General features: G+C 67.3%; 13 protein-coding genes. 4 read left to right on the plus strand and 9 right to left on the minus strand.

Annotation, left to right across the window (positions count from 1 at the left end; translation table 11 throughout):
• Positions 1-27 precede the first annotated feature (27 nt).
• A complete protein-coding gene (locus tag IM708_RS13600) occupies positions 28-1,074 on the minus strand; it encodes a hypothetical protein (RefSeq protein WP_245243186.1) in 1,047 nt (348 codons plus the stop codon).
• A 10-nt stretch (positions 1,075-1,084) separates the two neighbouring features.
• Positions 1,085-2,812, minus strand: coding sequence for a hypothetical protein (locus IM708_RS13605; RefSeq protein WP_209427118.1), 1,728 nt, complete (start codon positions 2,810-2,812; stop codon positions 1,085-1,087).
• A 236-nt stretch (positions 2,813-3,048) separates the two neighbouring features.
• Between IM708_RS13605 and fumC the strand changes: the two genes are divergently transcribed.
• From fumC to IM708_RS13620, 3 genes are all read left to right on the plus strand, one after another.
• Positions 3,049-4,443, plus strand: a complete 1,395-nt coding sequence (gene fumC, locus IM708_RS13610; protein ID WP_209427119.1) for a class II fumarate hydratase — start codon at positions 3,049-3,051, stop codon at positions 4,441-4,443.
• A gap of 118 nt (positions 4,444-4,561) precedes the next feature.
• Positions 4,562-5,581 (plus strand): SGNH/GDSL hydrolase family protein, encoded by a 1,020-nt coding sequence (locus IM708_RS21310; protein ID WP_245243187.1) that lies wholly within the window; start codon positions 4,562-4,564, stop codon positions 5,579-5,581.
• Positions 5,578-5,784, plus strand: a complete 207-nt coding sequence (locus IM708_RS13620; protein WP_209427120.1) for a DUF4169 family protein — start codon at positions 5,578-5,580, stop codon at positions 5,782-5,784. The genes IM708_RS21310 and IM708_RS13620 overlap by 4 nt, the downstream gene beginning before the upstream one ends.
• Positions 5,785-6,062: 278 nt before the next feature.
• Here IM708_RS13620 and IM708_RS13625 read toward each other — a convergent pair whose 3' ends face one another.
• The 4 genes from IM708_RS13625 to IM708_RS13640 form a co-directional block, all read right to left on the minus strand.
• Positions 6,063-6,668, minus strand: a complete 606-nt coding sequence (locus IM708_RS13625; protein ID WP_209427121.1) for a d(CMP) kinase — start codon at positions 6,666-6,668, stop codon at positions 6,063-6,065.
• An 81-nt stretch (positions 6,669-6,749) separates the two neighbouring features.
• Positions 6,750-8,099, minus strand: a complete 1,350-nt coding sequence (gene aroA, locus IM708_RS13630) for a 3-phosphoshikimate 1-carboxyvinyltransferase (RefSeq protein WP_209427122.1) — start codon at positions 8,097-8,099, stop codon at positions 6,750-6,752.
• Between the two features lie 60 nt (positions 8,100-8,159).
• A complete protein-coding gene (gene arsB / locus IM708_RS13635) occupies positions 8,160-9,182 on the minus strand; it encodes an ACR3 family arsenite efflux transporter (protein WP_209427123.1) in 1,023 nt (340 codons plus the stop codon).
• A 58-nt stretch (positions 9,183-9,240) separates the two neighbouring features.
• Complete coding sequence (locus IM708_RS13640; RefSeq protein ID WP_209427124.1) at positions 9,241-9,693, minus strand: Lrp/AsnC family transcriptional regulator; 453 nt, start codon at positions 9,691-9,693, stop codon at positions 9,241-9,243.
• Positions 9,694-9,784: 91 nt separating this feature from the next.
• Here IM708_RS13640 and IM708_RS13645 point away from each other — a divergent pair, with 91 nt between their 5' ends.
• Complete coding sequence (locus tag IM708_RS13645; RefSeq protein ID WP_209427125.1) at positions 9,785-10,453, plus strand: LysE family translocator; 669 nt, start codon at positions 9,785-9,787, stop codon at positions 10,451-10,453.
• Positions 10,454-10,630: 177 nt separating this feature from the next.
• Here IM708_RS13645 and mazG read toward each other — a convergent pair whose 3' ends face one another.
• From mazG to gltX, 3 genes are all read right to left on the minus strand, one after another.
• Positions 10,631-11,446: a nucleoside triphosphate pyrophosphohydrolase gene (gene mazG / locus IM708_RS13650; RefSeq protein WP_209427126.1), complete on the minus strand. Its 816-nt coding sequence runs from the start codon at positions 11,444-11,446 to the stop codon at positions 10,631-10,633.
• 169 nt (positions 11,447-11,615) lie between these two features.
• Complete coding sequence (locus tag IM708_RS13655; RefSeq protein ID WP_209427127.1) at positions 11,616-12,911, minus strand: citrate synthase; 1,296 nt, start codon at positions 12,909-12,911, stop codon at positions 11,616-11,618.
• A gap of 26 nt (positions 12,912-12,937) precedes the next feature.
• Positions 12,938-14,377, minus strand: a complete 1,440-nt coding sequence (gene gltX, locus IM708_RS13660; RefSeq protein WP_209427128.1) for a glutamate--tRNA ligase — start codon at positions 14,375-14,377, stop codon at positions 12,938-12,940.
• Positions 14,378-14,496: the final 119 nt, after the last annotated feature.

Genomic DNA, 14,496 nt, shown 5'->3' on the forward strand with positions numbered 1-14,496 from the left:
AACTATATTTCTGGTTTTGTAAAGACGTCACCCGATGTCGCGGAAACAGCGGAAGCCCAGATGGTAGTTACGGTGACTGCGCGAATCCAGCACGCGACTGCCATGCCAGAACGGTGCGCGCCAACGCGCCCAGTGTTCATGCGCGCGGATCTGGTCCCAGATGAACCACGATCCCTTCATCTCGGTCACGCCCAGGGTCTGGGACCCGCGACTGGCCATCTGGTCCTCGGCTAGCGGCAGGTTCATGTGCTCGGCGGCATTTCCGTCGATGTCGTAGACCCCCAGCGGGCTGCGACACTGCGGAAAAGCCCCGGTCGGATAGGTGTTCGACCCACAGGTGCGCCAGTTGCCCCCGTCGCAGCCCGAGGATTTGGAACTGCCCGTGGCGCAGACGCCCGCGCGCCAGTCACCGATCGAATACTGCCCGCGCGTGCCGGCATGGCGCTCGTTGTGCCAGCGGCGCATGGTGTTCACCGCCGGGCTTGCCCCCATTCCACGTACCCGGTCGAACGGGTAGTCGGGCGCCAGCAGCCTACCCGCCGCCGCGCCCTCCCATTCATGCGCGTCGCCCATTCGCGCGCCCTCGGCGGCACATAGCAGGGCCGCCTCGCGCGCGGTGACCCAGACGACCGGATAGGCCAAGGGCACGTTGGGATATTCGAACATCTGCGCGCAGACCGTCGCGTCCTCGGGTCGCTGGGTCGCCGGATCGTAAAGCGGCACTTCCCAGGGGCGTCCGCAGATCCGCTCGTACTGGCGGTCGCGGTAGCTGCGGCGCACGCTCTCGACCGTGCCGCCCAGGCGCGCGGCGGCCTGTTCGGGCGTCATCGGATGACGGGTGATCGTCGGGTTGCCCTGCCCGATGAATTGCGACCCGGCGAAGATCTCGCGCACCCGCGCCATCGTCGCGTTCGACAGCCCGCGCTCGGCCTGCATCTCGCGCAGCATGCGCTCGTTGTTCTCGGCGAGGGTCTGCGCCGCCGCCTGGGGCGCCAACGGGGCCGTCAGCGCCAGTGCCGCCGCGACGGCCACCGCAGCAACCTGCGCGATCACTCCATGTCCGGGATACTTCATCGTGACCCCCTCAGCGCCGCAGCAGATAGATGAAATCGCGGTTGTCGGCGTATTCGACGAAGCGCGCCATCAGCCGCCCGTCGCGCCCCCGCGTGTCCGATCCGGCCATGCGCCGGTCCAGGTGGTGGATCTGCAACGCGCCCGTCGCATCCGTTCGCGTGTAGATCGCGGCATAGGTCAGATCGAGCGAGTTCATGTCCAGAAGCATCGCGTGCTGGCACCCATAGGCCTGAAACGTGCGCGCCATCCCCGAGGGCGTGACGGACGAAAACACCGCGTAGATCAGGAAGGACCGCCCCTCGGCCTCGCGCAGGCAGGCGCCGGCGCGCAGCGTGCGCAGCTGCGCCTCGGCCGAGCCCGACCAGTTGCCGCCCATCCAGTCGCGCACCAGACGGCCGGGCACCGGCTCGCCGGTCTCGGGGTGCGGCTCGATCAACGGCACGCCGTTCTGGCGCGCGAAACGCACGCGCGGCAACAGTTGTGCGTCCGTTTCGCGCCAAGCGCGCATGCCGATGGTGCCGTCGTTCAGCGCATAGATCGTGGCCAGTCCCGGCTGCAGGCGGCTCAGCACCGTGCCATGGACCACGAAACCGTAGTGATGCCCGTGGTTGCTGGTCGCCATCGGCCCGCGCCGCCAGGCCGCATGCTCGCGCTTGAAGCCCCCGGCGAAGATCGCCGCGACCCGGTCGGTCAGCGCCGGGCTCAGCATCCCGGTCCGTGCCAGCGGCGCGGTGGTGGAAAACCCGTCCGGACCCGGCAGCGAGGCGTTGCGCCCGGCGCCGGAAGGCCGGGGCGACCAGTTCACCGCCGGATGGTCGGTGCCGACCTCGTAGCCCAGTTCGAAATGCGCCAGGTCGAAACCGAAGAGCCAGACATCGGCGCGGTTCTCGACCCCGTCCAGACCCGCCGCCTCGCCCCGGCGCGACAGGATCTCGCGGTCGATCATGCCCGGCTGCACGACGCTGGCGTAGACCCCCGGCGCATCGGCGACGGCGTACCACGCCCCTGCCTCCATCTGCCGGCCCGAGGCGCCGACCAGTTCCACATCCAGATTGGCCCGCATCACCGGATGCGATGCCAGCCGCGCGCGCCCCAGCGCCTCGACCACATCGCCCGCGTCGGTGCCGTCGAGCGTCGCGCTCGTCTGCATCCAGGCGTCGCGGTAGAACGTATCCTTGACCAGCGTCACGATGTTCTCGCCGAAGGGGACATAACCGCGCAGGAACTCCGCCACCGCCTCGCGCCCGGTGCGCGAACCGGACCCCGGACTGCGCAGATAGAGCCGCCCGTCGCAGATCGGCGCATAGGGCAGCCCGGTGGCGGCGGCCTCGTCCAGCGCGCCTTCCCACGGCCGGCAGGTCACGTCGCCGGCCTCCGACGCGACGATCAGCGCCGGCAGCGCGCCGGTGTCCAGCGTGACCGAGAAGATCTCGGGTGCCGCGTTTTCCAGATGCCAGACCCGCGCCTCGCGCCCGGTCTCCAGCACGAACCAGTCCTGGACGCGCGCGTTCAGCACCGTCAGGCGAACCGGCGTGCCGTCCTCCAGCACCGCGCTGCGGCTGGCGCGGAACGGCAGGAAATCCACCACCGACCGGCGCACGGGCTCGTTGAAGGCGGCGAATTGCGCGGCGCGGTCGCCGGCGGGCATGTACCAGTCGCCGGCCGCCAACACGCCGGGAAGAAGGGCGACCATCGCCGCCGTCAGAAGGGGCCGCAGGTCGGGTCGTGAAATGCGCATTGTCTGAACGTCTCCTGAAACTGTCCCCAGCCTGCCGAAATCCACCGATTCAGGCAACCGTCGAGAATGTGAACACCCGCCCTGACCGAGCCGCCGCGCCCCCTTCCATGCCACCCCGGCAAGGTTGATATTCCGCTAACCGCTTCGTCCGCCCCCGAACGCCCCTTCCTCCCCGCGCGCGATTGATTTTCCCCCGCCAGCCCCCTAGGAGAAGCCGAACCATCGAGGAGACGCAGATGACCGCCACCCGCACCGAGACCGACAGCTTCGGCCCGCTCGAGGTTCCCGCCGACAAGTACTGGGGCGCGCAAACGCAGCGATCCATCCAGAACTTCCCCATCGGCTGGGAGCGTCAGCCGGTGCCGATCATCCGCGCGCTCGGCGTCATCAAGAAGGCCTGCGCCGAGGTCAACAAGTCCTTCGGCGACCTGGACGGCGACCTGGCACAGGCGATCACCGCCGCCGCACAAGAGGTGATCGACGGCAAGTTCGACGACAACTTCCCGCTGGTCGTCTGGCAGACCGGCTCGGGCACGCAGTCGAACATGAACGCCAACGAGGTCATCGCCAACCGCGCGATCGAGATCATGGGCGGGCAGATGGGATCGAAGAAACCCGTGCACCCGAACGACCACTGCAACATGGGTCAGTCGTCGAACGACACCTTCCCCACCGCGATGCATGTCGCCATCGCCATGCAGGCCCGCGACGTGCTGCTGCCGGGGCTGGAAAAGCTGCACGCCGCGCTGGCCGCCAAGTCCGAGGAATTCAAGGACATCATCAAGATCGGCCGCACCCACACGCAGGACGCCACACCCCTGACACTGGGCCAGGAATTCGGCGGCTACGCGCATCAGGTCGCCAAGGGGATCGAGCGGGTGAAGGCCTGCCTGCCCGACATCCATGAACTGGCCCAGGGCGGCACCGCGGTCGGCACCGGCCTAAATACCCGCAAGGGCTTCGCCGAGAAGGTCGCGGCCGAGATCGCCGCCATCACCGACCTGCCCTTCGTCACCGCGCCCAACAAGTTCGAAGCACTCGCCGCGCATGACGCGATGGTCATGTTCTCGGGCGCGCTGAAGACCGTGGCCGCAAGCCTCTTCAAGATCGCCAACGACATGCGGCTTCTCGGCTCCGGCCCGCGCTCGGGCCTGGGCGAGCTGATCCTGCCGGAAAACGAGCCCGGGTCGTCGATCATGCCCGGCAAGGTCAACCCGACCCAGGCCGAGGCGCTGACCATGGCCTGCGCGCATGTCATGGGCAATGACGCCGCCGTCGGCTTTGCCGGCAGCCAGGGCCATTTCGAACTCAACGTCTACAACCCGATGATGAGCTATAACGTCCTGCAATCCATGCAGCTTCTGGGCGATGCGGCCGCCAGCTTCACCGACAACATGGTCGTCGGCACGCAAGCAAACACCGCGCGGATCGAGAAGCTGATGAAGGAATCGCTGATGCTGGTCACGGCGCTGGCCCCCACCATCGGCTACGACAACGCCACCAAGGTCGCCAAGACCGCGCACAAGAACGGCACCACGCTGCGCGAGGAAGCCATCGCCCTGGGCTTCGTCGACGGCGAGACTTTCGACCGCATCGTTCGGCCCGAGGACATGATCGGCCCCAGGGACTGAGCCCCCTGTCCTCACCGCCCTACCCGAGCGACTGGAAAACTGCCGGTCGGCCAGAATTTCTTTGGTCCGATCGCCTTCCAGAGGTATGATAAAGGCCGGTTAGCCAAGGGGGGGTGAGATGAAGTCTCAATTTCTTGGAATGGTCGTCAGCGCCGCCGTGGGTTTCGGTGTCCTGTCAATCCAGGCACAACCGGTCACGGCCGAGCCGGTTCGTTACGAGGCGGCCTTCGTCTTCGGCGACAGCCTGAGCGATCCAGGCAACCTCTTCGCTCTGACCGAAGCGCTGACCGGCACCGGTCAGCCAGGTTTTCCCTATTTTCAGGGGCGTGTCTCGGACGGTCCGGTCTGGGCGGAATATCTGGCCAGCGACTTCGCAGCGAGGGGCCTGCCCTTCCGAAACTACGCCTTTGCCACCGCCCAGGTGGTCAGACCGCCCGTGGACCCGACCGATCTGACCACGCAGCTGCCCATCCACCTCGATGACCAGCTCGCCCTTTTCGAGTTGGAGGCCCTGGGCGGCATCCCCGAGCGCTCGGTGGCTCTGGCCTGGCTCGGATCGAACGATGCTTTCCGCATCATATCGGAGGCGGGCAGGCAAATCGGGGACGGGACCGAGATCCCCATCGCGGTTGCGAACGCAGTTCTCTCTGCCAACGCCGTCGCCGAACAGCTTCTGTCCCGGCTTTCGCTCCTTGTCCCGGCGGGAATTCGCGATCTGGTGCTTTTCAACCTGCCCGATCTCGGCCGGACGCCGAACTACCTCGGGACCGCAGGCGCGCCCCTCGCGACGCTCGTCACGGACACGTTCAACGCGCGGCTTGCGGCGGGCAGTGTCGACGGGCTGAACCTGCGCAGATTCGACCTGGCCGGGCTCTTCGACGCCCTGCTCGAATCACCCGATGAGTTCGGCATCACCTCGCTCGAACCCTGCTTCGTCACAACCCCAACCCCAATGCTCTGCGATGACCCTGGGCAACGCGCCTTCTTCGACCTTATTCATCCCGCCGGCCGCGTTCACGCCGCGCTCGCCGACGAAGTGCGAACGCTGGTCGCGCCGATCCCGCTCCCGGCGGCGGCATGGCTCCTGCTGGCCGGGCTGGCCGGGCTGGGCGCGATAGGGATGCGCCGGGGCGGATGACGGGTCGGGTCGTCAACCTGCGCCAGCGCCGCAAGCAGGCCGCGCGCGCCGAGGCCCGCGCCGCGGGCGACGCGAACGCCGCCCTGCACGGCCGCAGCAAGGCCGAGAAAGCGCTGAGCCAGGCCCGCACCGACAAGGCCGCACGCGACCTTGACGCGCATCGCCGCGACCGCCCGCCAGGGCCGACCGACACCGCCCGCTGATCGGCGCCAGGGCGCGCAGGCCTACGATTCCAGGGGCGTGTGCACGCGTGCACATCGGTGCAAGACCCTGATAAGTAAGGCAAAGAGTTTTTCTATTAACCGGATTGAAACCCGCGCCTCATGGCGTCGCGCGCCGTTCTCGGTTCGGGCGGCGCGGGCTCGGGCCCCATCAAGGGACCCTCGCCCGCCGGCGGCCCGCGGCCGCCGATTGTGCCCTGCCGCGACGGACAGGACCACCCGGCAGGGCCAGACATGGCGCAGGGCCCGGCGCGAAGGCTTCAGCGCCGGGACAGGCGCGCGGCGACCCGCTCGATGGCGCGCCTGACCGCGGCCTCGATGCTCAGCTCTGACGTGTCCAGGATGATCGCGTCCGTCGCCGGCCGCAACGGGGCGTCGGCACGCCCCATGTCGCGGGCATCGCGGGACCTGACCTGCTCCAGAACCTCCTCCAGGCTCTCCGGCGCAGCGGCGCCACCCGCCTCCAGCCAGCGCCGGCGGGCACGGATTTCCGAACTGGCGGTGACGAACAGCTTCACCTCGGCAGCCGGGCAGATGACGGTGCCGATATCCCGCCCATCCAGCACCGCGCCGCCTTCCCGCCGCGCGAATTCGCGCTGGAACGCGACCAGCGCCCGCCGCACCTCGGGCAGGGCCGCGACGCGGCTCGCCGCCTCGCCCGCGGCAAGGCTGCGCAGGTCGTCCCGCTGCAGATCGTTCAGCGTCAGGGCGCGGGCGGCGGCAACCGGATCGCCGCCCTTGATGCCGACCGCCCGGTAAAGCAGCCCGGTATCGAGATGCGCGAAGCCGAAATGCGCGGCGACCGCACGGGCGATGGTACCCTTGCCCGCCGCCGCCGGCCCGTCGATGGCGACTGTGAACCTCATCGACGCCACACTGCCGCGGACCGGTGCGCCCCGCGCCCCGGTGCCTGCGCCACGCCCGACCGAACGCCGCCCCGCACCGCCCTATCCCTCGCGCCGGATCGCGGCGCCGAGCCCCTGCATCAGCGGCTCGAAGACGGGAAACGAGGTGGCGATGGGGCCGCCGTCATCGACGCGGATCGCCGCCTTCGCCGCCAGCCCGAGGACCAGAAACGCCATGGCGATCCGGTGGTCGAGCCGGCTTTCGACCGTCGCGCCGCCCGGCACGCCGCCCGCGCCCCTGCCGTGGACGATCAGCGTGTCGGCATCCTCCTCGACCGTCACGCCGCAGGCTTCCAGCCCGCGCGCCATCGCGTCGATCCGGTCGCTTTCCTTGACGCGCAATTCCTTGACGCCGCGCATGACCGTCGACCCTTCGGCACAAGCGGCCACCACCGCCAGCACCGGAAACTCGTCGATCATGCTCGCCGCGCGCGCCGCCGGCGTCTCGATCCCGCGCAGCGCCCCGCTATGGCGCACGCGCAGGTCGGCCACGGGTTCGCCGCCTTCCTCGCGCGGGTTCTCGAAGACCAGGTCGGCGCCCATCTCGACCAGCGTGGTGAACAACCCGTTGCGCGTCGGGTTCTGGCTGACGCCGGGCACGGTGATCTCGGACCCCGGGACCAGCAGCGCCGCGCAGACCGGAAACGCGGCCGAGGACGGATCGCGCGGCACCGCCACCGCCTGCGGGCGCAACTCGGGCTGGCCGGTCAGGGTGATCACCCGCCCCTCGGGCCCGTCGGCGACCGTGACCTCGGCGCCGAAGCCGCGCAGCATCCGCTCGGTATGATCGCGCGTCGCTTCGGGCTCGATCACCACGGTCTGGCCCGGCGCGTTCAGCCCCGCCAGCAGCACCGCCGATTTCACCTGCGCCGAGGGCACCGGTAGCGCATAACGCACCGGCACCGGATCGGCCGCGCCGACCACGGTCATCGGCAACCGCCCCCCAGCCCGCCCCCAGGCCCGCGCGCCGAACAGCGCCAGCGGATCGGTCACGCGTCCCATCGGCCGGCGGTTCAGGCTCGCGTCGCCGGTGAAGGTCGCGGCGATCGGGGTCGTCGCCATCGCCCCCATGATCAGGCGCACACCGGTGCCGGAATTGCCGCAGTCGATCACCCGGTCCGGCTCGGCAAAGCCGCCGACGCCGACGCCGGCCACCGTCCAGTCGCCGGGGCCATGGCGGGTGACGGTGGCCCCGAACGCCCGCATCGCCGCGGCCGTGTCCAGCACGTCCTGTCCCTCCAGCAACCCGGTGATCCGCGTCTCGCCCACCGCCAGTGCGCCCAGGATCAGCGCCCGGTGGCTGATCGACTTGTCGCCCGGCACCTCGGCCACGCCCGACAGCGGGCCCGAGGCTTCGGAAATCATTGGAATCGGGGTCTCGGATGCGGACATGCGCGCCTCGGTGCTGCTTTGTCCGCCTGATAGCGCAGCGCCCCCGGCGCGTCCATGCCGTCAGCTGGCCGGAAAGCGCCCGCGCGTGCGGTTGGCAAAGGCCACCAGCGACAGCATCACCGGCACCTCGACCAGCACACCCACCACCGTCACCAGCGCCGCGCCCGAATTCAGGCCGAAAAGCCCGATGGCGACCGCGACCGCCAGTTCGAAGAAGTTCGACGTGCCGATCAGCGCGCAGGGGGCGGCGACGTTGTGCGGCACGCGCCAGGCCCAGGCCCACCCATAGGCCAGCGCGAAGATCCCATAGGACTGGATCAGGATCGGCGTCGCCAGCAGCAGGATCAGAAGCGGGCTTTCCAGGATCACATGCCCCTGAAACCCGAAAAGCAGCACCACCGTCAGCAGAAGCCCGGCGATCGAGACGGGCTTGATCCGCGCGGTAAAGGCCGACACCGCGGCCTCACCGCCCCGCCGGGTCAGCGCCGCGCGCGTCAGCGCGCCGGCGATCAGCGGAATGACGACATAGAGGACGACCGACAGCACCAGCGTCTCCCACGGCACCGACAGATCGGTCAGCCCCAGCAGCAGCGCAACGATCGGCGCGAAGGCAAAGATCATGATCACGTCGTTGAGCGAGACCTGCACGAGCGTGTAGTTCGGATCGCCCCGCGTCAGGTTCGACCACACGAAGACCATCGCCGTGCAGGGGGCCGCGCCCAGCAGGATCAGCCCGGCGATGTACTGGCCCGCATCGGTCGGGTCGATCCAGCCGGCAAAGACGTAGTGAAAGAAAAGCACCCCAAGCGCGGCCATGGTGAAGGGCTTGATCAGCCAGTTCACGACGACGGTGATCACCAGCCCCTTCGGGCGCTCGCCCACGCGGCGCAGCGCGGTGAAATCCACCGCCACCATCATCGGATAGACCATCGCCCAGATCAGCACCGCGACGATCAGGTTGACCGAGGCATATTCCAGCCCCGCCAGAACCCCGAAGACGCCGGGCATCAGGTTGCCCAGCACCACGCCCGCAACGATGCAGATCGCCACCCAGACCGAGAGATACCGCTCAAACCCGCCCATGACGCCCTCTTTGCAGTTGCAGCATATGCGCAGGAATGCGGGGCGAACGGAACCCCGTTCAGGCGCGCTCGTCCTTGGGCGACCCCATCACCACGTAGCTGGTCAGCGCAGAAACCTGCGCCAGCGTGCCCAGCACCTCGGTGTGGAAATGCTTGTAGGCGACAAGGTCCGCGACCTCGACCCTCAGCAGGTATTCGACCGCGCCGGTGATGTTGTGGCATTCGCGCACCTGCGGCGCCAGGCGCATGGCGCGTTCGAAATCCTCCTGCGCGGTCTTGGTATGGATCGAGAGGCCCACGGTGACATAGGCGACAAACCCGATCCCCAGCTTCTCACGGTCGATCACCGCGCGGTAGCCGGCGATCACGCCGCGACGCTCCAGGTCCTGCACGCGCCGTAGGCAGGCCGAGGGCGACAGGCCTACGCGCTCTGCCAGCTCCAGGTTCGGGATCCGCCCCTCGCGCGCGAGGATGCGCAATATCCGCTCGCTTATCTGGTCCATGTCGCTCATGAATTGCATTTCATCATCTATAGCCACAACCTTTGCAACCCGATTGCGCCCGCTTCGCCCTAATCTTTGCGCGCCAACCGGAGTCCGCCGCATGTCCGCCGACCTCTTTCTCGCGCTCGTTGCGTTTGCCTTCGTCTCGTCCATCACGCCGGGGCCGAACAACCTGATGCTGCTCGCCTCGGGGGTGAACTTCGGCTTTCGCCGGACCCTCCCGCACATGCTGGGCATCGGGATCGGCTTCACGGTGATGGTCGCGCTGGTGGGCATCGGGCTCGCCGGGGTCTTCGTGGCCTGGCCGCCGGCGCGCTGGATATTGCAGACGGTGTCGGTGGTCTACCTGCTGTGGCTGGCGTGGAAGATCGCCCATGCCGCGCCGCCCGCCTCCGATCCCCAGGCGCGGGGCACGCCGCTGACTTTCCTGCAGGCCGCGGCCTTTCAATGGGTCAACCCCAAGGCCTGGACGATGGCCCTGGGCGCGGTCGCGCTCTATGCGCCGGGGCAGGAAGTGGTCGCCGTCCTCTGGGTGGCGGGGGTGTTCGGGCTGGTCAACCTGCCCTGCGTCTCGGTCTGGACGGTGCTCGGGCTCAGCGCCCGCCGCCTGCTGGCGCAGCCCGCGCGGCTGCGGGTCTTCAACCGTGCGATGGCGCTGGTTCTCGTCGCCTCCCTCTGGCCGGTGCTGGCCGGGACCGGCGGGGATGCGGCGACCGCCGCCCGTCCCGCCGCCCTGACCGGCACCCTTGCGCCAGCGGCGGGCGGCTGAGAGCTGGGCTTCAGGTCACGTCGCACGACGGATCGGGACAGACTGCCCGAAGCCCCTTTCCATATGATAAGCGGACCGTTCGTTACTGCCATACGCTTGCCATACGCTTGCCAGCCCCTTGCCATACGCCTGCCAGCACCCTGCTGGCGGGCCCCATGGGGCGAAATCCGGTTGGTTTCACCCCCCCTTTTCGGCCCGCTTGGCGGCATCCCAAAGCCCGTCCATCTCCTCCAGCGAGCTGTCCTCCGGCCGCCGACCCTGCGCCCCCAGCGCCGCCTCGATGGCCCGGAACCGGCGCGCAAACTTCTCGTTCGCGCCCCGCAGCGCCGCCTCCGGATCGACGCCGAGATGGCGCGCGAGATTGGCCATGACGAACAGCAAATCTCCATATTCTTCAGCGACTTCCGCGGGTCCAAGCTGATCGCGCGCAGCCACCAGTTCGCCCGCCTCCTCGGCAATCTTGTCGACCACCTGCGCCGCGTCAGGCCAGTCGAACCCCACCCGCGCCGCGCGTTTCTGCAGCTTGACCGCGCGCGTCAGACCCGGCAGCGCCAGCGGCACATCGTCCAGCACGCCCCCCTGCGCCCGCGCCGCCCGCTCCGCCGCCTTCTGCGCCTCCCAAGCCTCGGTCTGCCCCGCCGCACTGCGCATCTCCCCATCCCCAAACACATGCGGATGCCGCGCAATCATCTTCTCCGAAATCGCCTCAATAACCTCTGCCAGATCGAAATGCCCCGCCTCCTCAGCCATTTGCGCGTGATAGACCGACTGAAACAGCAGATCGCCCAACTCGCCCTTCAGCGCCGCCCAGTCCCGCCGCGCAATCGCGTCTGCGACCTCGTAGGCCTCCTCGATCGTGTAGGGCGCAATGGTGTGGAAATCCTGCTCCAGATCCCAGGGGCACCCCCCCTCGGGCGCGCGCAGGCGGCGCATGATCTCGGCCAGCCGGCGCATCCCCTGCCCCGCATCACGCATCGATGAATCCTCAGCCATGGCCCGCCCTGCGCTTCCCTCGTCGCCGGTATCGCCGATGGCCAGCCGCGAGTCCACCGCTGGACAGCATGCCGGCATCCAAGCCTACAGTCAGGCAAAGCAGAAAGGGGCGCGGCGGGTACTCTTTCCCAGCCACGCCCCTCAATTCTTGGAACCCAGAGTGCTGCGTTCAGCGATCCTCGACCTCAGCGTAGTCACGCCGCGCCTCGCCGACGTACAACTGGCGTGGCCGGCCGATCTTCTGCTGCGGATCGCCGATCATTTCCTTCCACTGCGAAATCCAGCCAACGGTCCGGCTCAGCGCGAAGATCGGCGTGAACATCGAGGTCGGGAATCCCATCGCCTCGAGTATGATGCCCGAATAGAAGTCGACGTTGGGATAAAGCTTCTTGGAAACGAAATACTCATCCTCCAGCGCGATCCGCTCCAGTTCCTTGGCGACGGCCAGCGTCTCGTTGTTCTCGATTCCCAGCAGGCCCAGCACCTCATCGGCGCTTTCCTTCATCACCTTCGCGCGCGGGTCGAAGTTCTTGTAAACCCGGTGGCCGAAACCCATCAGGCGGAAGGAGTCATCCTTGTCCTTGGCGCGTTTAATATACTCTGGGATCCGGTCGACCGAGCCGATCTCGCGCAGCATTTCCAGGCAGGCCTGGTTCGCCCCGCCATGCGCCGGCCCCCAGAGGCAGGCAATGCCGGCCGCTATGCAGGCGAAGGGATTGGCCCCGGATGAACCCGCCAGCCTTACGGTGGATGTCGAGGCGTTCTGCTCGTGATCGGCGTGCAGCATCATGATCCGGTCCATGGCCTTGGCCAGGATCGGATCGACCACATAGTCTTCCGCCGGAACCGAAAAGCACATGTTCAGAAAATTCCCGGCATAATCGAGCGAGTTGCGCGGGTAGACGAAGGGCTGGCCGATGGAATACTTGTAGGCCATCGCCGCGATCGTCGGCACCTTCGCCAGAAGCCGTATCGCGGCGACCTCGCGCTGCCAGGGATCATTGATGTCGGTCGAGTCGTGATAGAAGGCCGACATCGCGCCGACCACGCCGACCATCGTCGCCATCGGGTGCGCGTCACGCCGAAACCCGCGGAAGAAGTTGTGCATCTGTTCATGCACCATCGTGTGACGGGTCACACGAGTCTCGAAGTCATGAATCTGCTGAGCATCGGGCAATTCGCCGTAGAGAAGCAGATAGCAGACTTCCAGGAAATGCGACTTCTCAGCCAGTTGCTCGATCGGGTAGCCGCGATAAAGCAATTCGCCCTTGTCGCCGTCTATGTAGGTGATCGAGCTTTCGCAGGCGGCGGTTGAGGTGAAGCCGGGATCGAACGTGAAGACATCGCCTTCTGCATAGAGCTTGCGGATGTCGATGACGTCCGGCCCTGCCGAAGGCGAATACATTGGCATTTCCAGCGTCTTGTCGCCGAAAGAGAGCTTCGCAGTTCCAGTGGTTTTCGCCATCGCTTTCCCTCGCCTTGCGGTGTTGTTCAGCTGTCCGGCGCGCCGGACCCTTCCGTCTTGTCGCCTCCGGCCCTTGCATCGGCCAGTCGCGCCAGTGTCTCGTCGCGTCCCAGAATCAGCATCATGTCGAAAACGCTTGGCGAAACCATGCGCCCGGCAAGGGCAGCCCGCAATGGCTGGGCCAGTTTGCCGAGGCCCATCCCGCGCGCAGCAGCGCATTCGGTTACGAGTGCTTCGAGCCTGTCGCGTTCCCAGCTAGCATTTTGCAGATGCGGCGTCAATTCTGACAGTATACTATGGGATACTGAATCCAGCGATGCAGCCGCTTTCGCATCCGGAGAAAGCGGGCGCTGCGTCAGGATAAAGTGCGCCCTTTCAAGTATTTGTCCGTAACTCTTCGCACCGTCTTTCAGCACCGGGATGGCCTTCAACAACGCCGGACGCTGGACCTCGGTCAGCGCCGGCGCCCCCGTCGCAGCCAGGTACGCTTCCAGTTCTTGCAGCACCGCAGCATTCTCCATCGCGGAAAAATGCAGCCCCGTCAGGTGATCCAGCTTCTTCAGATCCAGCCGCGACGGTGCCCGGTTGATGCCGCCCAGATCGAACCATTCCCTCGCCTCGACGTCGGTGAAGAACTCGGCATCACCATGGCTCCAGCCCAATCGCGCCAGATAGTTGCGCAGCGCGGCGGCGGGGTAGCCCATGCGCTGATACTCCTCGATGCCCAAAGCGCCATGGCGCTTCGACAGCTTCTTGCCATCGGGACCGTGGATCAGCGGGATATGCGCCCACTGCGGCTCCTTCCAGCCCATCGCACGGTAGATCTGGGCCTGTCGCGCGGCGTTGTTCAGGTGATCGTCTCCCCGGATGACATGCGTGATTCCCATGTCGCGATCGTCCACGACGACGGCCAACATGTAGGTCGGTGTCCCATCGGCGCGTAACAGCACCATGTCGTCCAGTTGCTCGTTGCGAAAGACCACCCGCCCCTGCACCGAATCCTCGATCACCGTCTCACCCTCGCGCGGCGCCTTAAGCCGGATCACATGGGGCCTGTCGGGCGCTGTCGACGGGTCGGCGTCGCGCCAGGGACTGACATAAAGGGACGAACGGCCCTCGACGCGCGCGGCCTCGCGGAACGCCTCGATCTCCTCCTGCGTGGCGTAGCAGCGATAGGCATGTCCCGCCGCCAGCATCGCGCGCGCGACCTCGGCATGCCGGTCGGCGCGGGCGAACTGACTGATCGCCTCGCCATCCCAGTCAAGCCCCAGCCATTTCAATCCCGACAGGATAGCCGCAGTCGCCTCCGGGGTGGAGCGCGCACGGTCGGTATCCTCGATCCGCAGCAGAAACTTGCCGCCCCTGCCGCGCGCGTAAAGCCAGTTGAAAAGCGCGGTCCGGGCCCCGCCGATATGAAGGAACCCAGTGGGTGACGGCGCGAAACGGGTGACGACAGGCCCCGACATATTTTCTTTACCTTTCGGTTACCGTTAACTTTCTGGAAACCATTACGCGGCTAGGCTGCCTCAGCACTAGGCAATCACGCAGGCGAGAACAAGTGTGCTGAGCAAGGCACCTCCCTCGT

The organism is Pararhodobacter sp. SW119 (genome assembly GCF_017811755.1).
In the GTDB taxonomy this organism is placed as follows: Bacteria; Pseudomonadota; Alphaproteobacteria; order Rhodobacterales; family Rhodobacteraceae; genus Pararhodobacter.

Coding starts and splice junctions, on each gene's coding strand:
- IM708_RS13600 (WP_245243186.1), bottom strand. CDS start 1,074: ATGAAGTATCCCGGACATGGAGTGATCGCGCAGGTTGCTGCGGTGGCC.
- IM708_RS13605 (WP_209427118.1), bottom strand. CDS start 2,812: ATGCGCATTTCACGACCCGACCTGCGGCCCCTTCTGACGGCGGCGATG.
- fumC (WP_209427119.1), top strand. CDS start 3,049: ATGACCGCCACCCGCACCGAGACCGACAGCTTCGGCCCGCTCGAGGTT.
- IM708_RS21310 (WP_245243187.1), top strand. CDS start 4,562: ATGAAGTCTCAATTTCTTGGAATGGTCGTCAGCGCCGCCGTGGGTTTC.
- IM708_RS13620 (WP_209427120.1), top strand. CDS start 5,578: ATGACGGGTCGGGTCGTCAACCTGCGCCAGCGCCGCAAGCAGGCCGCG.
- IM708_RS13625 (WP_209427121.1), bottom strand. CDS start 6,668: ATGAGGTTCACAGTCGCCATCGACGGGCCGGCGGCGGCGGGCAAGGGT.
- aroA (WP_209427122.1), bottom strand. CDS start 8,099: ATGTCCGCATCCGAGACCCCGATTCCAATGATTTCCGAAGCCTCGGGC.
- arsB (WP_209427123.1), bottom strand. CDS start 9,182: ATGGGCGGGTTTGAGCGGTATCTCTCGGTCTGGGTGGCGATCTGCATC.
- IM708_RS13640 (WP_209427124.1), bottom strand. CDS start 9,693: ATGAGCGACATGGACCAGATAAGCGAGCGGATATTGCGCATCCTCGCG.
- IM708_RS13645 (WP_209427125.1), top strand. CDS start 9,785: ATGTCCGCCGACCTCTTTCTCGCGCTCGTTGCGTTTGCCTTCGTCTCG.
- mazG (WP_209427126.1), bottom strand. CDS start 11,446: ATGGCTGAGGATTCATCGATGCGTGATGCGGGGCAGGGGATGCGCCGG.
- IM708_RS13655 (WP_209427127.1), bottom strand. CDS start 12,911: ATGGCGAAAACCACTGGAACTGCGAAGCTCTCTTTCGGCGACAAGACG.
- gltX (WP_209427128.1), bottom strand. CDS start 14,377: ATGTCGGGGCCTGTCGTCACCCGTTTCGCGCCGTCACCCACTGGGTTC.